The sequence below is a fragment of the Microbacterium sp. STRO-1N genome (assembly GCF_057748015.1).
On sequence record NZ_CM173234.1, the window covers coordinates 1,935,923 to 1,957,553 of the forward strand.

At 68.8% G+C, this 21,631-nt stretch carries 21 protein-coding genes; 2 read left to right on the forward strand and 19 right to left on the reverse strand.

The window, feature by feature from the left end:
• Window positions 1–2: 2 nt before the first annotated feature.
• The 17 genes from AC3ANJ_RS09215 to AC3ANJ_RS09295 form a co-directional block, all read right to left on the reverse strand.
• Window positions 3–1,397, reverse strand: coding sequence for an MFS transporter (locus AC3ANJ_RS09215; protein ID WP_488319197.1), 1,395 nt, complete (start codon window positions 1,395–1,397; stop codon window positions 3–5).
• A 169-nt stretch (window positions 1,398–1,566) separates the two neighbouring features.
• Window positions 1,567–4,821, reverse strand: a complete 3,255-nt coding sequence (locus tag AC3ANJ_RS09220) for a DEAD/DEAH box helicase (RefSeq protein ID WP_488319198.1) — start codon at window positions 4,819–4,821, stop codon at window positions 1,567–1,569.
• Window positions 4,822–4,872: 51 nt separating this feature from the next.
• On the reverse strand, window positions 4,873–5,283 hold the full coding sequence (gene nusB, locus AC3ANJ_RS09225; protein ID WP_488319199.1) for a transcription antitermination factor NusB: 411 nt from the start codon (window positions 5,281–5,283) through the stop codon (window positions 4,873–4,875).
• A 3-nt stretch (window positions 5,284–5,286) separates the two neighbouring features.
• Window positions 5,287–5,847, reverse strand: coding sequence for an elongation factor P (efp, locus tag AC3ANJ_RS09230; protein WP_264157830.1), 561 nt, complete (start codon window positions 5,845–5,847; stop codon window positions 5,287–5,289).
• Between the two features lie 64 nt (window positions 5,848–5,911).
• A complete protein-coding gene (locus AC3ANJ_RS09235; RefSeq protein ID WP_488319255.1) occupies window positions 5,912–6,355 on the reverse strand; it encodes a type II 3-dehydroquinate dehydratase in 444 nt (147 codons plus the stop codon).
• Entirely contained in the window at window positions 6,349–6,900 is a 552-nt protein-coding gene (locus tag AC3ANJ_RS09240) for a GNAT family N-acetyltransferase (RefSeq protein WP_488319200.1), read from the reverse strand. The genes AC3ANJ_RS09235 and AC3ANJ_RS09240 overlap by 7 nt, the downstream gene beginning before the upstream one ends.
• On the reverse strand, window positions 6,897–7,985 hold the full coding sequence (gene aroB, locus AC3ANJ_RS09245; protein WP_488319201.1) for a 3-dehydroquinate synthase: 1,089 nt from the start codon (window positions 7,983–7,985) through the stop codon (window positions 6,897–6,899). The genes AC3ANJ_RS09240 and aroB overlap by 4 nt, the downstream gene beginning before the upstream one ends.
• Window positions 7,982–8,500 (reverse strand): shikimate kinase, encoded by a 519-nt coding sequence (locus AC3ANJ_RS09250; RefSeq protein ID WP_488319202.1) that lies wholly within the window; start codon window positions 8,498–8,500, stop codon window positions 7,982–7,984. Before AC3ANJ_RS09250 ends, aroB begins: the two co-directional genes overlap by 4 nt.
• Window positions 8,493–9,716 carry a chorismate synthase gene (gene aroC, locus AC3ANJ_RS09255; protein ID WP_488319203.1) on the reverse strand — a complete coding sequence of 408 codons (1,224 nt, stop codon included), beginning with the start codon at window positions 9,714–9,716 and terminating at the stop codon, window positions 8,493–8,495. Before aroC ends, AC3ANJ_RS09250 begins: the two co-directional genes overlap by 8 nt.
• Before the next feature lie 35 nt (window positions 9,717–9,751).
• Window positions 9,752–10,573, reverse strand: coding sequence for a shikimate dehydrogenase (locus tag AC3ANJ_RS09260; protein WP_488319204.1), 822 nt, complete (start codon window positions 10,571–10,573; stop codon window positions 9,752–9,754).
• A 5-nt stretch (window positions 10,574–10,578) separates the two neighbouring features.
• Window positions 10,579–12,006 carry an endolytic transglycosylase MltG gene (gene mltG / locus AC3ANJ_RS09265; RefSeq protein ID WP_488319205.1) on the reverse strand — a complete coding sequence of 476 codons (1,428 nt, stop codon included), beginning with the start codon at window positions 12,004–12,006 and terminating at the stop codon, window positions 10,579–10,581.
• Between the two features lies 1 nt (window position 12,007).
• On the reverse strand, window positions 12,008–12,481 hold the full coding sequence (ruvX, locus tag AC3ANJ_RS09270; protein WP_488316076.1) for a Holliday junction resolvase RuvX: 474 nt from the start codon (window positions 12,479–12,481) through the stop codon (window positions 12,008–12,010).
• A complete protein-coding gene (alaS, locus tag AC3ANJ_RS09275) occupies window positions 12,478–15,138 on the reverse strand; it encodes an alanine--tRNA ligase (protein WP_488316077.1) in 2,661 nt (886 codons plus the stop codon). The genes ruvX and alaS overlap by 4 nt, the downstream gene beginning before the upstream one ends.
• A 61-nt stretch (window positions 15,139–15,199) precedes the next feature.
• Complete coding sequence (locus AC3ANJ_RS09280) at window positions 15,200–15,388, reverse strand: hypothetical protein (RefSeq protein ID WP_406250406.1); 189 nt, start codon at window positions 15,386–15,388, stop codon at window positions 15,200–15,202.
• Window positions 15,389–15,502: 114 nt separating this feature from the next.
• Window positions 15,503–16,132 (reverse strand): 30S ribosomal protein S4, encoded by a 630-nt coding sequence (gene rpsD / locus AC3ANJ_RS09285; RefSeq protein ID WP_406250405.1) that lies wholly within the window; start codon window positions 16,130–16,132, stop codon window positions 15,503–15,505.
• 169 nt (window positions 16,133–16,301) lie between these two features.
• The gene (locus AC3ANJ_RS09290; protein WP_488316078.1) at window positions 16,302–16,964 is read right to left on the reverse strand and encodes a hypothetical protein; all 663 of its coding nucleotides are present in this window, start codon (window positions 16,962–16,964) and stop codon (window positions 16,302–16,304) included.
• Window positions 16,965–16,995: 31 nt separating this feature from the next.
• Window positions 16,996–18,339, reverse strand: coding sequence for a replication-associated recombination protein A (locus AC3ANJ_RS09295; RefSeq protein ID WP_488316079.1), 1,344 nt, complete (start codon window positions 18,337–18,339; stop codon window positions 16,996–16,998).
• Between the two features lie 107 nt (window positions 18,340–18,446).
• Here AC3ANJ_RS09295 and AC3ANJ_RS09300 point away from each other — a divergent pair, with 107 nt between their 5' ends.
• Window positions 18,447–18,734 (forward strand): hypothetical protein, encoded by a 288-nt coding sequence (locus AC3ANJ_RS09300; protein ID WP_488316080.1) that lies wholly within the window; start codon window positions 18,447–18,449, stop codon window positions 18,732–18,734.
• A 133-nt stretch (window positions 18,735–18,867) separates the two neighbouring features.
• Window positions 18,868–19,779: a formate/nitrite transporter family protein gene (locus tag AC3ANJ_RS09305; protein WP_488316081.1), complete on the forward strand. Its 912-nt coding sequence runs from the start codon at window positions 18,868–18,870 to the stop codon at window positions 19,777–19,779.
• A gap of 53 nt (window positions 19,780–19,832) precedes the next feature.
• Here AC3ANJ_RS09305 and AC3ANJ_RS09310 read toward each other — a convergent pair whose 3' ends face one another.
• A complete protein-coding gene (locus tag AC3ANJ_RS09310; protein WP_488316082.1) occupies window positions 19,833–20,510 on the reverse strand; it encodes a sirohydrochlorin chelatase in 678 nt (225 codons plus the stop codon).
• A 3-nt stretch (window positions 20,511–20,513) separates the two neighbouring features.
• Entirely contained in the window at window positions 20,514–21,596 is a 1,083-nt protein-coding gene (locus AC3ANJ_RS09315; protein WP_488319256.1) for a uroporphyrinogen-III synthase, read from the reverse strand.
• Window positions 21,597–21,631: the final 35 nt, after the last annotated feature.

Consider the following 21,631-nt stretch of genomic DNA (forward strand, 5'->3'; position numbering starts at 1 on the left):
TGTCAGATCCGCCGTCCGTCGAGTGCGGCGCGCGGGATGCCGTAGACGAGCAGCGTGATGACGAGCATCACGATGTAGACGATGCCGAAGCCGATGAACGCGCCCTCGTACGTGCCGGTGGAGAGCTGGGATGCATTGAGCACCTGCGGAACCATGAATCCGCCGTAGGCACCGATGCCGGAGATGAGGCCGAGCGCGGCGGCGGCGCGGCGCTGGACCGCCGCGGCATCTCCTTCCTTGCGGGCGACCGCGCGTGCGCTGAAGACGATCGGGATCATCCGATACGTCGACCCGTTTCCCACGCCCGTCGCGGCGAAGAGCACCAGGAAGCAGAGCAGGAACGCCCAGAACTGTCCGAGCGCCAGGACACCGAGGATGCCGAAGGCGCCGATCGCCATCACGGCGAACGCCGCGATCGTGATCCGCGCACCGCCGAAGCGGTCGGCGAGACGACCGCCGAGCGGACGGAAGAGGGATCCGACCAGAGCGCCGAGGAAGGCGAGAGAGACCGCGGCTGCGCCGATGTGCAGGGAGGAGAACTCCGGGAACTGGTCGGCGATGAGCTTCGGGAAGACGCTGGCGAAGCCGATGAACGAGCCGAACGTGCCGATGTAGAGCAGCGACAGCAGCCACATGTGCCCTTCGCGCAGCGCCGCGGCCGATCCGGCGAAGTCGGCCTTCGCGGAAGACAGGTTGTCCATGTACCGCCATGCACCCCAGGCCGCGACGAGGATGAGCGGCACCCACATCCAGCCGGCCAGTGGCAGCCCGAGTCCGATTCCCGCGGCGAGCGACACGACGATGGGGACGAGGAACTGGGCGACCGACGTGCCGAGGTTGCCCCCCGCAGCGTTCAGGCCGAGCGCCCAGCCCTTCTCGCGCTGCGGGAAGAAGTAGGTGATGTTCGACATGGAACTGGCGAAGTTGCCGCCGCCGAATCCGGCGAGGGCCGCGATGCAGAGCATCATCCAGAACGGTGTCTCCGGGTTGCCGACCGCGACACCCAGCAGAATCGCGGGGATCAGCAGCAGCAGCGCCGACACGATGGTCCAATTGCGGCCGCCGAACCGGGGCACCATGAACGTGTACGGGAAGCGGAGAGTGGCCCCGACGAGACTCGGCAGCGAGATCAACCAGAAGATCTCGGAAGTGGTGAAGGTGAACCCGGCGGCCGGCAGCATCACGACGACGATGCTCCACAGCTGCCAGACGATGAAACCGAGGAACTCGGCGTAGATCGACCATCCGAGGTTCCGGCGAGCGATCGGACGGCCCTCGGACTCCCAGAACGCGGTGTTCTCGGGATCGAACCCGTCGATCCAGCGGCCTGGTCGACGTGTGAGGACGACGGCATCAGCGGTGTCGGTGTGCGAGGACGCGACGGCAGGTGTGACCATGACTGCTCTCCCTGTGGCTACTGCTCCGGACGGTATGCCACTGAAGATACGAGGACGGTGTTTCGACGGACGGCGTCGTGGATTACCGCACGATCACTTCTGCGTCACGCGCACGCACCCCTGCGGTGAGGGCGGTGTCACACGCCGGAAACAAACGCCCGTGCGGCTGTCAGTCCTCGAACAGTCCGCGGATGTCGTCGGCGGTCAGCGTCTGAGCGAACAGCTGCTCGTCATCCATCACCGCGGTGAACAGTCGTGCCTTCCGCTGCTGGAGCGCGAGCACCTTCTCCTCGACGGTCCCGGTGGCGATCATCCGGTAGACGAACACCTGCTCGGTCTGGCCGATCCGATGCGTGCGGTCGACGGCCTGCGCCTCGGCAGCCGGGTTCCACCACGGATCCAGCAGGAACACGTAGTCCGCCTCTGTGAGAGTCAGCCCGAATCCGCCGGCCTTCAGGCTGATGAGGAACACCGGCTGCTCTCCGGTGCGGAATCCGTCGATCACGGCCCTGCGATTGCGCGTCGAGCCGTCCAGATACGCGTACGGGACGCCCGCTTCCTCGAGCCGTTCCGCCGCCAGTGAGAGGAAAGACGTGAACTGGCTGAAGACCAGCGCGCGGTGCCCCTCGGCCTGCAGCTCCTGCACGCGCTCGAGCAGCACATCGAGCTTGGCGGAGCCGATCCGGGCGTCCTCGCCGTCGATGAGTGCCGGCGCCAGGCTGAGCATGCGCAGCATCGTGAGCGACCGGAACACGATGAACCGATTCCGGTCGAGGTCCTGGAGCAGCCCGAGCACCTTCTGCCGTTCGCGCTGGAGCACGGTGTCGTACAGTGCGCGGTGAGCCGGGACCAGATCGACATGCAGCAGCTGCTCCTGCTTGGGCGGAAGGTCGGCAGCCACGAGGTCCTTGGTGCGACGGAGCATGAGCGGACGGATGCGGCGACGCAGGCGCTCCAGTCGCCGCTGGCGGTACGGCGCGCCTTCCTCGTTCTCCGGCACCTTGCCCTGCTCGATCGGCTGGATGTACTCCTGACGGAATTTGCGGGCCGAGGGGAACAGCCCAGGTGCGGCGAGTCGCAGCAGAGCCCAGAGCTCTCGGAGACTGTTCTCCATCGGGGTGCCGGTGACGACGAAGGTCACATCCGCCCGCAGCGCCGCGATCGCACGATGCTGCAGCGTCGCCGGATTCTTCACGAACTGCGCCTCGTCCAGGATCAGGGCCGCCCACTCGACAGCCTGGAACTCGTCCTGGTCGAGCCGCGCGACGGTGTAGGAGGTCACGACGAGATCGGCGTCGGCCGCGACATCCGCGACGCGCCGGCCGTTCTTGGCGCTCGTGCCGTCGATGATGCGCACGTCGAGCCCAGGAGCGAAGTGCGCGGCCTCGTCCTGCCAGGTGGCGAGGACCGAGGTCGGGGCGACGACCAGCAGCGGTCTGCGCTCCCCCGCCTCGCGGATGTGCAGGACCAGGGTGAGCAGCTGGATGGTCTTGCCCAGCCCCATGTCATCGGCCAGGATCCCACCGAGCCGGTGACGCCAGAGGAAGGCGAGCCAATCGAAGCCCGCCTTCTGATACGGGCGCAACTGAGCCTGAAGCCCCGACGGCTCGACGGTGGGCGGCACGCGATCCGCATCGCGCAGGCCCTGCACCGTCTCCCGCCAGCTCACCGCGGGTTGGGCTTCGTCGGCGAGGTCTTCGAACTCCTCCCAGAGCGCGACCTGGTGGCGGCTGATCTTCGGCCCCGCCTCCCACTCCGCGAGCTCGGCCGCTTCGTCCAGCAGGTCCCGCAGTCGCTGCAGAGCGGGGTGCGCGAGCGAGAAGTAGCTGCCGTCGACGAGCAGCAGCTTGTTGCGGCGCATGGCGAGGGCCGTGAACAGCGGTTCGAACGGAATGGTCCGGTCGTCGATCTTCACCAGGATGCCGAGATCGAACCAGTCCGTCGACGTGGTCTCGACGGTGGACACCGTGATCAGGGGATCGCCGGTGAGCTCGCGATAGGCCTGCGGTGTGCCGCGGGTCTCGACGACGACGCCGATGGCCTCCCACAGCCCGACGAGCCGCGAGACGAACTCCGCGGCATCCATGTCGTGCAGCGTGCCGTGCGCCGAGAACGGGACGGTGAGGACCTGGTCCCAGGCGTCGTGCATTCGGCGGAGGATGTCGGCCTCACGGGCCGGATCGCGCACGGCATCGGCACTCGGATCGGCGCCGAATCGGCCGAAGCCGGGGTAATCCCACTGCAGCGTGTGCTCGACGACGTGCCCGGCACGGTAGGCGACCGTGACGATGGCCTGCGGTTCGGCCGGCTCAGGGAGCTCGACGCCCTGAGCAGTGCGCACCTCGGCCTGTCGGACGAGCTGAGGGTACGCCTCGGCGAGGAACGCGTCGCGTTCGTCGTCGGGGATCTCGATCTCGGACGGTCCGGTCAGAAGAGCGTGCATCATCGGCTCGAGGTCGACCGGCGCCAGGGTCACCTCGATGCGCGTGCCGACGACGTCCCACGCGTACACCCCAGAGCGTCCGAGCGGCCGCACTCTGCTCGCCGCATGAGGCGTCGAATCGATCGACACCTCGGGTGCCAGCAGCAGCCCGTGATCCGCCGCGCTGATCACGGCGCTCACCTCGGCGTGCTCGGCGAAGCGGATGTCGGTGTGCTTCTGCGTCGCCACGATCGCGATGCCGAGCGCGCGTGCGGCGCTGAGGTGGCTCCACAGCAGGCGCGACGCGACGAGATCGAGCAGGATCCATTCGCCGGCCGTGCCGGAGAGCAGCGATTCGCGTGCAATGCTCAGCAGGTCTCCGAACCAGCGCACCTGGTCAGGAGCGAACCTGCCGGACGAACGGCGGATCGAGTCCCAGCCCGCATCCCCTTGGATCCAGTTGCCGGTCGAGCGGCTGCGCACGAGCGGACGGACCGCGAGGAGCACTTCGACGCCGGCCTTCACCAGCTCACGCGGCTGCGCCGCCGTCACCGGGCGCGGCGCCCACTGATGCGCACCCTGCGCGGCGCGTCTGCGCACCTCCACACCGAGCGCGAGCGGGGTCGGATCCGCTGTCCGCCCGGCAGCCGTCAGCAGCGAACGCCACGCCGGAGCCTGCGTCCGTGCCGCCGAGGCGGGCGCCGACGGCGGTCGCCCCTGTTTGGCGTTGCTCGCCAGGAGCACCGCCACCACGTGCTTGCACTTCGACCGCACCGGGCACGCGCAGCGGCTCAGCGCGATGGAATCGTCATCCGCGAACTCGATCGCGCAGCTGTACGGCCTTCCGCCCGAACCGGAGACCTGGCCGTTGATGCGCCGGCGCTCGGAATTCCAGATCGCGTACAGTACGCGGTCATCGCGCGCATAGCCGAACCCCCGCTCGAAGCTGCCGCGATCGGTGTGCGCGAGGATGTCCTCCTCGGGGACGTACGGCGCGCTCATATCCGCCATCCTCTCCCCGGCATCAGACATCGTCCGGACTCTGCGGAGGCGTCAGCTGGAACGCGCCACCCTGGCGAGGACGCCGTGCACGAAGGCTCCGGAGTCATCCGTGGAGAACTCCTTGGCCAGCTCAACGGCCTCGTCGATCGCGACGGCCGTCGGAACCTGATCGTTGTAGAGGATCTCCCATACCGCGATGCGCAGCAGAGCGCGGTCAACGGCCGGCATCCGCTCGAGCTTCCAATCGCGACTGTGAGTCGTGATCTGCTCGTCGATCTCGTCCTGGTGGTCGACGATCCCGTCTGCGATCTCGCGCGCGTACAGCCAGCTGGCCTCGCGGGCCGGCTCGCTCGCGGCCCGCTTGGCCTCTGCTGCGAGCGTGACGCCGATCGCGTCACCGCGGACATCGGAGGAGAACAGGATGTCGAGTGCGCGCTTGCGCGCCTTCGTGCGTGCGCCCACGCCTTACTTCTCGCGGCCCAGGTACTCACCCGTACGGGTGTCGACCTTGATCTTGGTGCCGGTCTCGACGAACAGCGGGACCTGCATCTCGTAGCCGGTCTCGACCGTGGCCGGCTTCGTGCCGGCCGAAGAACGGTCGCCCTGCAGCCCTGGCTCGGTGTAGGTCACTTCGAGGGTGACGGACGCCGGGAGGTCGATGTAGAGCGGGTTGCCGTTGTTGGTCGCGATCGTGACCTGCTGGTTCTCCAGCAGGAAGTTCTTCGCGTCGCCGACCGTGGCGGCACCGACGGTGATCTGGTCGTAGTCGGCGACGTCCATGAACACGAAGCCGTCGCCGTCGGTGTACAGGTACGTGAAGTCGCGACGGTCGACGTTCTCGAGCTCGATCTTCGTGCCGGCGTTGTACGTCTTGTCGACGACCTTGCCCGTCATGACGTTCTTCAGCTTGGTGCGCACGAACGCGCCGCCCTTGCCCGGCTTGACGTGCTGGAACTCGACCACGCTCCAGAGCTGGCCATCGATGTTGATGACGACGCCGTTCTTGATGTCTGCGGTGGATGCCATGAGGAGCGGGTTCCGTTTCGTGTCGAGGTATGCGGGGCCGCGCGGGCGCGGCCGACAGTCGATTCTACGGGATGAGGGGGGTCAGCCGCCGCACGGCCGTCGCGTAGCCGTCGACGCCCTCGCCGATCACGCGCACCGAGGCGACGTCCTCGAGATACGAGAAGTGCCGGAAGGACTCGCGCGTGTGCACATCCGAGATGTGCACCTCGGCGAACGGCAGGGCGATGCCGGTCAGCGCGTCGCGCAGGGAGACCGACGTGTGCGTGAGCCCTCCGGGATTGATGACGATGCCGAGGCAATCGTCTCTGGCCGCGTGGATCGCGTCGATCAGCACGCCTTCGTGGTTGCTCTGGATCGCGCGCACATCGAACCCGTCGGATGCCGCGGCATCCGACGTGATGCGCTCCACGTCCGCCAGCGTCGCGGTGCCGTACACGCCGGGTTCGCGGGTGCCGAGCAGGTTGAGGTTCGGACCGTTGACGAGCAGCAGGCGGCGAGTGGTCACGATCGCACCCTATCGCCGGCATCGAGCTGGCGCGCCATCTCGACCTCCGGACCGATCGGGCCGGAGAATCGGAACCCCGTGGGCGCGAAGCCGGCACGGACATAGGCGCCTTGGGCGCGGTCGTTGTCGGCATGCACGTCCAGTGTCAGGGTGGTGTCCCCCAGATCGACCGCCCACTCGGATGCCGCGGCGAGCAGACCGTCGATGAGTCCCTGACCGCGGTGGGACGGACGCACGTACACCCCGACCACGTCGCTGCGCGGCTGATCGAGCCTCCGGCCATGATGGTCGGTCTCGCCGACGCCCCGTCTGATCACGGAGACGGAACCCACCCAGTCGCTGCCGTCCAGTGCGACGAACTGCGCGCTGACATCCGTGTCGGCCGCCCTGGCCGTGCGCTCCTGCCAGAACTCGTCCGGACGGACGGTGGCGTTCTCGAGCGTGTCGAGGAAGGCGATGGGAGCCGCCGCATCCGCCAGCGCCTGCAACCGGAGACCGCGTACGTCGCGCCACTCCTCGGCGCGCACTCGACGGATGATCGGGGTCACTCTGCGACCTCCTGGTACGCCGCGAACAGCAGCGACTCGTCCGGCGCCTGCAGCACGGTCGGCTTGGCGATCTCGTCCAGGACGATGAACCGCAGCATCCCGCCGCGGGACTTCTTGTCGCGCTGCATGGACGCGAGCAGCTGCGGCCAGGCGCCGGCCCGGTAGCCGGTCGGCAGACCGAGGGACTCCAGAATGGCGCGATGACGCTCTGCAGCGGCATCCGGAAGCCGTCCGGCCAGCCGGGAGAGCTCGGCGGCGAACAGCATGCCCACCGAGATCGCGGCGCCGTGACGCCAGCGGTACCGCTCGGCGTGCTCGATCGCATGGCCCAGCGTGTGGCCGTAGTTGAGGATCTCGCGCTGCCCCGCCTCACGGAAATCATCCGAGACGACGCGCGCCTTCATGTCGATCGCCAGTTCGACGGCGCGCCGGAACTCGTCTGTCGAGGTATCGACCGCACGGGCCGGATCCGCCTCGACGATGTCGAGGATCTCCGGCGCCCAGATGAACCCGGCCTTCACCACCTCCGCGAATCCGGCCGTCGCCTCGTGCGGGCTGAGGCTGGTCAGCTCGTCGAGATCGCCGATCACCGCGCGCGGGGCCCAGAAAGCGCCGACGAGGTTCTTGCCCTCAGCCGTGTTGACGCCGGTCTTGCCCCCGACTGACGCGTCGACCAGGCCGAGCACGGTCGTGGGGACCTGGACGATCTGGATGCCGCGAAGCCACGTCGCCGCGACGAAGCCGGCGAGATCGGTCACCGCTCCCCCGCCGTATCCGATGACGGCGTCCGTGCGGGTGAAGTCAGCCTGGCCCATGACCTGCCAGCAGAACGCCGCGACCTCGATGCGCTTGCCCTGCTCGGCATCCGGGATCTCGGCCAGCAGCACTTCGCGCCGGCCGTCCGCGGTGTCCGCGAGCAGCCGGTCGCGCAGCTCCGCCGCACGGGCCCCCAGAGTCGGCGGATGCACCACGAGGATCTTGCGCACCGCGGGGTCGAGGGCCTGCGAGACCCGGTCCAGGATGCCGCGGCCGACGGTGATGTCGTACGCGCTCTGCCCCGTGACGCTGATGGTCGTGATGCTCATGACAGTCCTCTCCGCCAGTCGGCGATCTCTCGCGCGATGCGCGACATCGGTCGGCGCGACGTGTCGAACACGATCGTCGCCACCTGTTCGTACAGCTCGCGTCTCTGCTCCATGATGCGCGTCCACCGCTCGAGCGGGTCCTCATCGGCGACCAGCAGCGGCCTGCTGGTGCCGCGGATGCGCTCGGCGACGGCCTCAGGACTCACGGCGAGGAAGACGACGGGATCGCCTTCCAGCAGCGCGCGGGTCCCTGGATCGGTGACGGCGCCACCGCCCAGGGAGATGACTCCGCCCTCAGCGATCGCTGTGGCCACCGCCTGGCGCTCCCACTCGCGGAAATGCGCCTCGCCGTGCTCGGCGAAGATGTCGGCGATGGCCCCGTGCTCGGCGACGACGCGCTTGTCCGTGTCGATGAACGGCACCCCGAGGTGCTTGGCGACACGGCGCCCGACGCTGGTCTTGCCCGCGCCCATCGGACCGACGAGCACGGTGGTCAGCGGCCGGTCGTCAGACATCGCCGACGGCGAGTCCCGCCTCCGAGGCCGCGGCGGTGCGCAGCTCCGCGGGGATCGCGTCCAGGTAGCCCTGCAGGTTGCGACGGGTCTCGCCCACGCTGTCGCCGCCGAACTTCTCCAGCACCGCACCGGCCAACTCGATCGCGACCATCGCTTCGGCCACGACGCCGGCGGCCGGCACGGCGCACACGTCGGAACGCTGGTGGTGCGCCGTGGCCTCCTCACCGGTCGCGACATCGATCGTGCGCAGCGCGTGCGGGATGGTGGCGATCGGCTTCATTCCGGCACGGACCCGCAGCACGGTTCCCGTGGACATGCCGCCCTCGGTGCCGCCGGCCTTGTCCGAGGAGCGGGTGATCCCGGCATCCGCGGCGAAGAGCTCGTCGTGCGCGGCAGAACCGCGGCGGCGGGTCGTCTCGAAGCCGTCACCGACCTCGACGCCCTTGATCGCCTGGATGCTCATGAGCGCCTGCGCGAGCCGCGCATCGAGTCGGCGGTCCCACTGCACGTGCGAGCCGAGCCCAGGCGGCAGACCGTACGCGAGCACCTCGACGATGCCGCCGAGCGTGTCGCCGTCCTTCTTGGCATCGTCGACCTCGGCGACCATCCGTGCGGAGGTCTCCGCGTGGAAGCAGCGCAGCGGGTCGGCGTCCAGTGCGTCGACGTCGTCCGGGGTGGGCAGCGCGGCGTCGCCGGGCACCTGCACGGGACCGATCGAGAGCGTGTGACTGACGAGTCGGATTCCGAGCTCGCCGAGGAACGCGCGCGCGACCGCACCGAGAGCGACGCGGGCGGCCGTCTCGCGTGCACTGGCGCGTTCGAGGATCGGGCGTGCCTCGTCGAAGTCGTACTTCTGCATGCCGACCAGGTCGGCGTGACCGGGACGAGGGCGCGTGAGCGGAGCGCCGCGGCCGCGGGACTTCTCGGTGAGCTCGATCGGCTCTGGGCTCATCACCTCGGTCCATTTCGGCCATTCGGTGTTGCCGATACGCAGCGCGATCGGGCTGCCGAGGGACTTGCCGTGGCGGATGCCGGAGGACAACGTCAGTTCGTCCTGCTCGAACTTCATCCGCGAACCGCGGCCGTAGCCGAGCTTGCGCCGCGCGAGATCCGCCTGGATCTGGTCGGGCGAGATGGGAACACCGGAGGGCAGTCCCTCCATGACGGCGATGAGTTCGGGGCCGTGGGATTCGCCGGCCGTGAGCACGCGGAGCATTGCTCCAGTCTCCCATGACCGGCGACCGTGTGACGTCAGGCGTCGAGGGCGGCCCGCATCGCGGCGATGACGGCATCCTCGTCGTCGAGCGGCCGCATCGGGTCGCCGTCGCGGAAGATGCGGATCTGCCGGACGGCCTGGTGCAGCAGCATCCCCAGACCAGAGACGATCGGGGCATCGGACCAGCTCGCCGCCAGTGCGGACGGCCACGGCGCGTAGGCGGCATCGAAGAGCACGCCGCCGTGCTCGGCCAGCGGCGCCGAGATCGTCGCATCGAGAGCGGTCCCGCTCGGCAGCGTGGCCACCGTGAGATCGACGGGCGCCGCCGCGGCTTCGAACGGGAGTACCTCGACGGCGACGCCGAGCTCTGCGCCCAGCGCCACCAGTGGCCGCGCGCGGTCGGGGCGTCGAGCACGCACGTCGGCCCGCCGCGCGCCGAGATCGCCGGCCGCCACCAGAGCGGATGCCGCGGTGGCTCCCCCGCCCAGCAGCCGGACAGTGCCGACCTCGCGCACGCCGTTCTCGGCGAGGGCGTCGACGATGCCGCCGACGTCGGTGTTGTAGCCGCGCGGCTCGTCGTCCAGTAGCAGCGTGTTCACCGCGCCCGTCATCTCGGCGTGCCGATCGCGCACGGACGCCGCACGGTACGCCGCTTCTTTCAGCGGCATCGTCAGGGACAGACCGCGCCAGGAATCATCCAGCGCTTGCAGCGCCTCCGGGAACCGCGCCGCGTCGACCTGCCGTCTGCCGTACTCCCAGTCCAGACCCAGCACTCGGTACGCGGCCGCGTGCAGCGCCGGGGATTTGGAATGCGCGATCGGATCGCCCCAGACGGCCAGGCGCGATCCACCGGGCATGGCGTTCAGTAGCATCCGCCGTCGGGGTTGTCCTCGCACCACTGCTGGTACTGCTGCTCGGCCTGCTGCTGCTCTTCGTAGGTCGCCGAGAAGACCGTCTCACCGGTATCCAGGTTGACCGTGACGAAGTAGAACCACGGGCCGTCCGCGGGGTGCATGGCCGCGTCGATCGCTGCCGCGCTCGGTGCCGAGATCGGACCAGCCGGCAGGCCGATGTGCTGGTACGTGTTCCAGGGGTTCTGATCGCCGACGACGTCCTTCCACGGCCATTCGGATACCGGGCCGTCGTGCGTCTGCCCGTAACCGTATTGCGCGGTGGAATCCATCTGCAGGAGACCGTGGGTCTCCTGGTTGTCCTCAGCCAGACGGTTCTCGATGACGCGTGAGACCTTGGCGAAATCGGCCGTGCGTCCTTCGCGCTGGATGATCGATGCGACCGTGAGGATGCGCTGCGCCTCTGCATCCGGAACGCCGGCCGCAGCGAGCGATTCACGGGTGCGGTCGACCATCTTCTGGATCGCCTGCGGTGCCGTGACACCGGGGTCGAAGGTGTACACGGCCGGGAACAGCCATCCCTCCAGGCTGTCAGCGGTGACGCCGTACGCCGCGGGGTCCGCCACCGCGGCCTGGACGTCCTCCACCGGCAATTCGAGGGCCTCGGCGATGGTCGGCACGATCACCTTGAGCGTGGTGCCCTCGGCGAATCCGACCGAATGCTCCATGCGGTTCGCCGGGTTCTCGATCGCTTCGAGGGCCGCGGCCGCCGTCATCCGCTCCTGGAGCTTGTACACGCCGGGCTGGAAGTTCGGGTTCAGCCCCTCCTCGATGAGCATGTCGTAGAAGACGTCCTCGGTCTTCGTGACACCGCCCTCGTAGAGCGCCAGGGAGATGGGCTGACCGGTGAAGCCCTCTTCGATCGTGACGAGGACCTCGCCGGTGGCCTCCCCCGCGGGGTAGTCCTCGGGCTCGCCCCAGCCCATGGCATCGCTGATCCGGTCGCCGTAGGTGTTCATCACCCACACGCCGCCTACCGCGATGCCGCCGAGCAGGGCGAGCACGATGATCAGCGCGACGAGGCAGCCGGTGCGCCGCTTGCGCTTCGGCTTGGCATGGTGGTCGTCGTCGCTCGGTGCGAAGAGGTCCTCGAGGGTGCCTCCGCCCGCCGGCGCACTGATCAGCTCCTTCGGGGCCACGGGCTCGGATGCCGCAGGAGCGGATGCCGTGGTCACCGGCGACGCGTCTGCCGAGGACGGTGCATCAGCGGGGCGCACGTCGAGCGGTGTCGTCGAGACGTCGACCGCTCCGGTCTCGCCTGCGCGCTGTGCGGCCTCACGGGCGGCTCTGCGGGATCCGGGCGGGGGTGGCGCCTGGTCGACCGTCGGGTGCTCGGTCGATGGATCCGGGAGGTTGTCGAACAGATCTCCCTGGGGCATGTCAGTGGGTCTCCTCATCGAGATCGACGGATGCTCCTGCGGGGGTTCCGGAGCTCTTCTCCATGTCGATCGCCTGCTGCAGCAGGACCACTGCCGCAACCTGATCCACAATGCTACGAGAATTCTTCTGTGATCTGCCCGAAGCACGCAGGGCCTGGTGTGCGGACACCGTGCTCAACCGCTCGTCGATGAGCCGCACAGGAAGCCCGGTCCGCCGTGCCAGTGCCGTCGCGAACTCGCGGGCGTCCGTCGTCGAAGCGGTATCGGTGCCGCGCATGTTCACCGGCAGGCCGACCACGAACTCCAGCGGCTCGTACTCGCCCGCGAGCTCGGCGAGACGCTCGATCGACCCGTCATCACGCGGGACCGTCTCGACGGGCACGGCCAGCATGCCGTCGGGGTCGCACCGGGCGACCCCGACTCTGGCCTTGCCGACATCGATCCCGAGTCGGATGCCGCGCCGGAAGCCGCTCACGCGCCGCGCAGCTCCGTGACGATGCCGTCGAGGGCAGCCGGAAGGGCGGACGCATCTGCGCCGCCGCCCTGCGCGACGTCGTCACGACCGCCACCACCGCCGCCGAGTGCTCCTGCGGCGACCTTGGCCAGCGCGCCGGCCTTGGCTCCGGCGGAGCGGGCGGCGTCGTTCGTGGCGACCACGACGATCGGGCGACCCGACACCACGCCGCCGAGGGCGACGACCGCGGCATCCGCACCGAGCCGATCGCGCACGCTGAGGGCGACGCCGCGGATGTCATCTGCGGATCCGACCTCGCCCAGCGACTGTGCGGCGACGCGATAGGCACCGACGCGTTCGGCCGCCTCGGCGATCGCGGGGACGCGTCCTTCGCGCTCCTTGGCTTCGAACTGCGCGATGCGCTTCTCCGCCGTCTTCAGATTGGCGGCGATCTCGGCGATGCGCTCGGCGAGCTGATCGCGCGGCGTCTTGAGCGTCGAGGTGAGCTGCGAGACGAGGGTGCGCTCTGCGGCGAGTTCGCGGAAGGCGTCCTGGCCGACGAGGGCCTCGATGCGGCGGTTGGACGCCCCCACAGACGATTCGCCGGTGATGCTGACGAGACCGATCTCGGCGCTCGTGGAGACGTGGGTGCCGGCACAGAGCTCCCGCGACCACGGACCGCCGATGTCGACCATGCGCACGACATCGCCGTACTTCTCGCCGAACAGTGCCATCGCGCCGGCCTGCTTGGCCTCATCGAGCGTCAGCACCCGCGTCGTGACCTCGAGGGAATCGTGGACCGCGCGGTTTGTGATCTCCTCGATCTCGGTGCGTGTTGCGGCCGAGAGCGCCTGGTTCCACGAGAAGTCGAAGCGCAGGTAGCCGGCGCGATTGAGTGAACCGGCCTGCGTCGCGTTCTGGCCGAGCGTGTCGCGGAGCGCCGCGTGCACCAGGTGCGTCGCCGAGTGCGCCTGGCGCGCCGCACGGCGGTTGGCCGCGTCGACGACGGTGGTGGCGCGATCGTCGACCGCGACGGTGCCGGTGGTGACCTCGACGGTGTGACTGATGAGGCCGGGAACCGGCTTCTGCACGTCCAGCACCTCGAGGGAGAACCCCGGACCGGTGATGGTGCCCTTGTCGGCGACCTGACCACCGGACTCGGCGTACAGCGTGGTCTCGGCGAGAACCACCTCGGCGATCTGGCCTTCGGTCGCGCTCGTCACCGGCGCACCGTCGACGAGGATGCCGAGGACGGTCGACTCGGTCTCGAGCTCGGAGTAGCCGTCGAATCCGGTCTCACCGAGTCCGCGCAGTTCACGGTAGACCGAGACGTCGGCCAGCTGACGCTTACGGCTCTTCGCGTCCGCCTTGGCGCGCGTGCGCTGCTCGCGCATGAGTTCGTCGAAGGCGGTGCGGTCGACCCGGAGTCCTGCCTCCTCGGCGACCTCGAGCGTGAGATCGATCGGGAAGCCGTAGGTGTCGTGCAGCAGGAACGCCTCGGAGCCGGCGAGCATCGAGCCCCCGGTCTTCTTCGTCTCGCCCAGAGCGAGGTCGAGGATCGTCGACCCGGCCGCCAGCGTGCGCAGGAACGTCTCCTCCTCCGCGATGGCCGTGGCGGAGAGGCGGTCCCATTCGGTCTCGAGCACGGGGTAGGAACTCTTCATGGCATCGCGCGACGCTGCGAAGAGTTCCGGGAAGGTGGGCGCATCCACACCGAGCAGGCGCATCGAACGGACCGTCCTGCGCATCAGGCGACGCAGGATGTAGCCGCGGCCCTCGTTCGACGGACGCACGCCGTCGGAGAGCAGCATCAGAGAGGAGCGCACGTGGTCAGCGACGACCCGGAAGCGGACGTCGTCCTCATGGACGGCGCCGTACGGCCGACCGGAGAGCTCGACGGCGCGGTCCAGCACAGGACGCACCTGGTCGGTCTCGTACATGTTCTCGACACCCTGCTTGAGGAAGGCGACGCGTTCGAGGCCCATGCCGGTGTCGATGTTCCGCTGCGGCAACGCGCCTGCGATGTCGAAATCGACCTTCGAGCGAACGCCGCTGAGCAGGTCCTGCATGAAAACGAGGTTCCAGATCTCCAAGAACCGGGAGTCATCGACGGCGGGACCGCCGTCCTTGCCGTAGCCGGGTCCGCGATCGAAGAAGATCTCGGAATCAGGGCCGCCAGGACCGGGCTGACCCGTGTGCCAGTAGTTATCGGCCGCCCCGAGGCGCTGGATGCGTTCGGGCTTCAGTCCGATGGTGTCGCGCCAGATCGCCTCCGCCTCGTCATCGGTCTCGTAGACCGTGACCCACAAGTCCTTCTCGTCGAAGCCGAGGCCGCCATCCGTTTCGGAGCTGGTCAGCAGTTCCCACGCATAGCGGATCGCGCCCTCCTTGAAGTAGTCGCCGAAGGACCAATTGCCCATCATCTGGAAGAACGTGCCGTGTCGTGCGGTGCGCCCGACTTCTTCGATGTCGTTGGTGCGGATGCACTTCTGCACGTCGGCGATGCGCGGGTGCGGAGCCGGGACGACACCGGTGAGGTACGGAATGAACGGGACCATCCCTGCGACCGTGAACAGCAGCGTCGGGTCGTCGGAGACGAGTGACGCGGACGGGACGATGGTGTGGTCGTTCTTCTCGAAGAAGTCGAGATAGCGCTGCGCGATGTCCGCAGTTTTCATAGGGGTACGGCTGTCCTCGTGTGGATGGGAATCGGCGCCGCATATGCGGACCGAACGGAGATCAGTTCTCGTCTGGCTGAGTGAGGCGGGCTTCCTGCGCGCGGTACGCCTCACCGAGGATCGCGGTGAACCCGGTGATGCGGGCATCCACCTCGGAGAGCAGGTCGTGACCGCGTGGGTCCTTGTTCATGAAGTGCGCGGCGACGAATCCGCCGATCACGCCGATCAGGAACCACAGCAGCTTCTTCATGTCGATGTCCTCGCCCTCGGACCGCCCAGACGCGGTCGTTCCATCGTATGCGGAAACGACAGGAGGCGTCGGGTATCCCCGACGCCTCCTTGATGCTGTTCGCGGTGACGCGGATCAGCGAGCTGCGTAGTACTCGACGACGAGCTGCACTTCACAGGTCACGGGGACCTCGACGCGCTTCGGACGACGGACCAGGCGTGCCTGCAGCTTGTCGAGCTCGACCTCGAGGTAGCCAGGAACGGGGGGAAGCACCTCGGCGTGACCGCCGGCTGCCGCCACCTGGAAGGGCTCGGTGCCCTCGCTCTTGGCCTTGACGTGGATGAGCTGACCCGGCTTCACGCGGAACGACGGGCGGTCGACGAGCTGGCCGTCGACGAGGATGTGACGGTGCACGACGAGCTGGCGGGCCTGCGCGGTCGTGCGGGCGAAGCCCGAACGCAGCACGAGGGCGTCCAGACGCATCTCGAGCAGCTCGACCAGGTTCTCACCGGTCAGGCCATCGTGACGACGTGCTTCGTTGAAGGTGTTGCGCATCTGCTTCTCGCGGATGCCGTACTGCTCGCGCAGACGCTGCTTCTCACGCAGACGGACGGCGTAGTCGCTGTCGGCCTTGCGCTTGGTGCGGCCGTGCTCACCCGGAGCGTAGGGACGCTTCTCGAGGTAGCGGGCGGCCTTCGGGGTGAGCGGGATGCCGAGGGCACGGCTGAGACGTACCTTACGGCGGTCCTGGGACTTCGTGGTCACGAAGCTGTCCTTCCGATGACGCGGTCGCGACTTTCGCGACTCGCGGACGTATCGTCCGCGTTCTGCCTTGGAGCGCACGCCGGGGCGCCAGCAAGGTGGGGTGTGAACGAGGAGATGCCCGAAAACTCGGTTTCGAGCCGCTCAAGTCTAACAGATCGGCCGCAGCGTCTCAGCCCACCGGCTCCAGCGACGAGAGAACGCGGACGACGCCCGCTCCGTACTCGTCGTCCATCTCCGACTGCACAATGCCGTCCTCGTCGTAGACCACCTGCATGGTGACCTGTCCCGCGATCGGATCGACACCCCAGACGAGGACATCGTCGCGTACCGCTGACTCGTCCTCGTAGATGACCTGCAGCTCGGAATCGTCGGCGACGCCTGGCTCCGCAGGGACCGGTGCGACGGCGTCGGCAACCGGCTCGACGGGTCGGTCAGGGCTCTGGACGATCTCGGTCACCGTGAAGGTGTTCGCTTCCGCGTCGTAGGTGCCGATGACGGAGAAATCGCCCCAGCGCACGCCGGACGACTCCTCGTGATGGCCCGACCGATCCGACCACTCCCAGTTCTCGATGAACGGTCCGTCGCATGCCGGCGGCAGCAGCTGCCATACGACTCCGAGGCAGAGCTCGGCACCCGAGCCGTCGTCGATGATCGTCACGGGATGTCCCGTCGTCAGAGCAGTCGCCTCATCGGTCGCAGGATCGGACGCCGCTGCGGATGCCGATGCCGAGGTCGGCACGGCGTGGGCGGAGCATCCGACCGCGAATGCGACCATCAGGCAGAGCGCTGCAAGAGAAGCGGCGCGAGCCCTCGGGAACGATGACGTCGTCATACTCCTCAGTGTCGCTTCCGGCCGCAGTGTCTCAGCGATCGCCCAGAATGCGCCTGATGCGCTCCAGCCGCGCCGCCACATCCCGCTCCGCGCCGAGCGTCTTGGGGGTGTAGTAGCGCCGGCCTTCCAGCTCATCCGGCAGATACTGCTGCGCCACGACGCCGTGCTCGGCGTCGTGCGGATAGCGGTAGCCCTTGCCATGGCCGAGTCGCTTCGCGCCCGGATAGTGCGCATCGCGCAGATGCAGCGGCACACGGCCGAATCCACCGGCGCGGACATCGGCGATCGCCGCATCGATGCCGACGTACGCGGCGTTCGACTTCGCCGTCGTCGCGAGATAGACCGTGGCCTCGGCGAGAGGGATGCGCCCCTCCGGCATTCCGATGAAGGCCACCGCGTCGGCCGCTGCGGTCGCGATCACGAGGCCCTGCGGATCGGCCAGTCCGATGTCCTCGGCGGCGGAGATCACCAGGCGTCGTGCGATGAAGCGCGGGTCCTCCCCTGCCTCGATCATGCGCGCGAGATAGTGCAGCGCCGCATCGGGGTCGGATCCGCGGATCGACTTGATGAACGCGCTGATGACGTCGTAGTGCTCATCGCCCTGGCGGTCGTAGCGCAGCAGAGCGCGGTCGACCGCCTGAGCGACGTCGTCGTCGCTGACGGTGGGCACAGTCTCGGTGGCGTCATCGTCCTTGTCGCCCGAGAGGGCGACGGCGGCCGCCGCCTCCAGTCCGGTGAGCGCCCGTCGGGCATCGCCCGATGCGAGCCGGATCAGCGCGGCGCGGGCCGGGCCGCTGAGCGCGACAGCGCCCTGCAGTCCGCGCGCGTCGCCGACGGCACGATCGACGAGCTCGCCGATGTCGTCGTCGGTGAGCGGCTGCAGCGTCAGCAGCAGCGAACGGGACAGCAACGGCGAGATCACCGAGAACGACGGGTTCTCCGTCGTCGCGGCGATGAGAATGACCCAGCCGTTCTCCACACCGGGCAGAAGCGCGTCCTGCTGCGCCTTGGTGAACCGGTGGATCTCGTCCAGGAACAGGATCGTCGTCTGCCCGTAGAGATCGCGCTGGGTCACAGCCTCCTGCATGACCTCTCGCACGTCCTTCACCCCTGCGGTGATGGCGGACAGTTCGACGAACCGCCGGCCGGATGAGCGCGCGATGGCCTGCGCGAGGGTCGTCTTGCCTGTGCCGGGCGGACCCCACAGGATGATCGACACCGCACCCGGCGAAGTCGCGTCCGGGTCGGCCAGTGCCAGGATCGGCGAGCCGGCACGAAGCAGATGCTTCTGCCCTGCGACTTCGTCAAGGGACACGGGACGCATCCGCACCGCGAGCGGGGTCTGCCCCGACATCAGGGGCGCGGACGAGTTCATGTATCCAGGCTAATGCGGGCGGCGGACACGCAGCGCCCGCCCGACGCGGCACCACTGCTCGCGACGGTAGGCTCGCAGATGCTGTCACGACGAAGAAGGGGACACCGATGCCCGGACGCAAGAGCGCCCAGCGCGCCGAGCAGGAGCGCGCCAGGCTGTACGCCGCCCGCACCGCCTGGCACGAAGGACAGATCCGCCGTCGCGTGCGCGACAACACGATCGTCGGCGTCGCCGGAGCGCTGATCGTCGTCGGCGCCATGGCGAGCCAGTTCGCACACGCGCAGGTCACGGCACCAGACCCGACGCCGACTCCTAGCCCGACCGAGACGACCGCGCCCTTGGATCCGCTGCTGCCCAGCACGACCCCGACCCCGACGGCCCCGCCCGCCGAGTGACCCTCACCGTCGGCATCCGACGATGTGAAAAGTTTGCTCCACAGTCGTAACCTCCGCGGTCGGCCGCCGAAACGCGCCTCCGTCACGCTGGACCCAGCCTCGCCAGAGTGCTCCCGTCCCCCGTGGAGGTCCCGTGTCGTACATCAAACCTGCCGAGCTCGTCACCCGCATGGTCGACGCCGGCGCCTACAAGATGCAGTTGTCCACCCGTGACACGCTGATCCGCGCCTTCATGGGCGCCGCCCTGCTCACCATCGCTGCCGCGTTCGCCGTGACCGTGTCCACGCAGACCGGACAGCCCCTTCTGGGTGCACTCCTGTTCCCTGTCGGGTTCGTCATGCTCTATCTGCTCGGATACGACTTACTGACGGGCGTCTTCACTCTCGGCCCCCTCGCTGTCCTGGACCGCAGGCCCGGCGCGACCTTCGGTGCGCTCATGCGGAACTGGGGTCTGGTCTTCCTCGGCAACTTCGGCGGCGCCTTCATGGTCGCGATCCTCATGGCCATCTACTTCACGTACGGCTTCTCCACCGAGCCCAGTGCTGTCGGGCAGGCGATCAGCGACATCGGCCACGGCCGAACCGTCGGATACGCCGACCACGGCGCGGCGGGAATGCTCACCCTGTTCATCCGCGGCGTGCTCTGCAACTGGATGGTCTCCACCGGCGTCGTCCTCGCCATGGTCTCGGATTCGACCATCGGCAAGATCGTCGCGATGTGGATGCCCATCATGCTGTTCTTCTACATGGGCTTCGAGCACTCGATCGTGAACATGTTCCTGTTCCCGTCCGGTCTGCTGCTGGGCGCCGACTTCACGCTGTGGGACTATCTCGTCTGGAATGAGATCCCGACGGTGTTCGGCAACCTCGTCGGCGGACTGCTCTTCGTCGGCCTCCCGCTGTACTTCACCCACGGTCGACCGAAGGCGCGCATGGCGCGTGCGGCCAAGCGCGAGGCGCGGGCTGCGGCGTCGGCCCCAGCATCCTCGAACACGGCGGACGCCCTGGACGCCGAGCTCGAGCGCGAGCCCGCCCGAGTCTCCTGAGCGGACACGGAAGAGGGCGAAGCGACCAGGTCGCTTCGCCCTCTTCGCATGGATCAGGCCGAGCGGAACCGATCGATGACGACGTCGGCCATGCGAGGGTCGACGCCCAACGGAGCCGACACCACGTCCGCTCCGGCCGACTGCACGAGGCCGGCGAAGTAACCGGGGGCGAGCACATGGCTCGCAGCGATCACGCGGCGCGCCCCGGCATCCCGTGCGCTCTGCACCGCCTCTGGAATGCGCGGATCGATCGCCGAGGCGTAGCCGATCGTCACCGGTGCGGGAATCAGTGCCGCCAGCTGCGCGGCAGCGGCCTCGACGTCGGCGACCGCCGCGGGGTTGGTGGAGCCGGCTGCGGCCAGCACGACGGCGTCGCCGTCCAGCCAGGTGCCGCCGATCGACGCCCGAAGGCGCGTCGCGAGCACCTGCGCGACGAGCGGGTGCGTCCCGAGCGGATCGGCCTGGCGGACTCCCGGATGACGACGCACCGCCTTCGCGATGTCGACGGCGGTGTGGAATCCGACGGACAGCAGCAGCGGGACCACGACCACCTCATCGGCGAGGATCTCCTGATCGACGACCGTGGTGATGTCCGGCTCCTGCACGTCGACGAAGGCCTGGACGACGCGCGTCCGTGGCATCCGAGCGCGGACGAGACCGACGAGCTCTTCGACCGTCCGGCGTCCGTCCGCGGAATCCGTGCCGTGCGAGCAGGCGATGAGAGTAGCCATTGTTCAATCCTCCAGGACGGCGAGGCGGTATCCGCGCTTGATGACCGTCTTGACGGCGTCGGGGCAGCCGAGCGCCTCCCGCAGCCGTGCGATCGCCATCTCGACGGCGTGGGCGTTCTCTCCGCCGCGCGGCAGCACATGACCCAGCTCCTCGCGCGACAGCACGCGTCCACCGGCGTCGAACAGGGCGCCCAGCACGTTCGCCGAGGCGCGCGACAGCGGGATGAACCGTTCGTCCACCAGCGCGCCGCCGCTGCGGACTTCGATGGTCCCCGCGACCGTCACCAGGCGCGGCGTGGCCCCGGTGGCGTAGTGGTCGATGACGCAGCGCACCAGAGAACCCAGCCGTCCACGGACGGCCAGCGTCGTGCGAAGGCCCGCCTCGACGAGCGGCGCGGCAGTGACAGGACCGACCGATGCCAGCAGCAGCCGTCCTGCGGCCGCCCGCTCGCGGATCGCGTCCAGCCGTCCGCCGCGCTCCGCGGCTCTGATCCACTCGGCGGCGCCCGGCGCCGAGGTGAACAGCACGGCATCCACCTCTCCAGTGGCCGCCTGCATCGCGGAACGGCTCACGATCTTGGGGTCCGGCGGCGGACCCCAGCGGTACACCGTGATGCTCACCGCATCTGCTCCGTGCGCGGTCATGAGCTCGTCCAGGCCATCCGAGCCGGCGCCGTGGTGCTGGATCGCGATGCGCCTGCCTGCGACGCCGTTGCGGGTGAGGTACTCCCCCACTTCGGCGGCCGTCTCGCTCTCCGCCACCCAGTCGGCCGCGAAGCCCGCCTGCTGGATCGCTCCGTGCGCCTTCGGACCTCTGGCGACGAACTGCGTCGTGCGGAACGCCTCGGTGAGCTCGTCGGCGAGACCGTTCTCGTGCGCGGCATCCATCCAGCCGCGGAAGCCGACGCCGGTCGTGACGATCACGATGTCCGGCGGGTGGGCGATGAGCTCGCGGGTGCGCTGGAGCAGCAGGTCGTCATCGGCATTGGGCAGGATCGTGAGCGCCGGGGCGCGATAGACCTGCGCACCGCGACGTTCGAGTGCGGTGGCGAGGTCGCCGGCGCGACGATCGGCGGCGATCACCATCGTGCAGCCGGTCAGCACCGCGTCGAGCTGGGGTC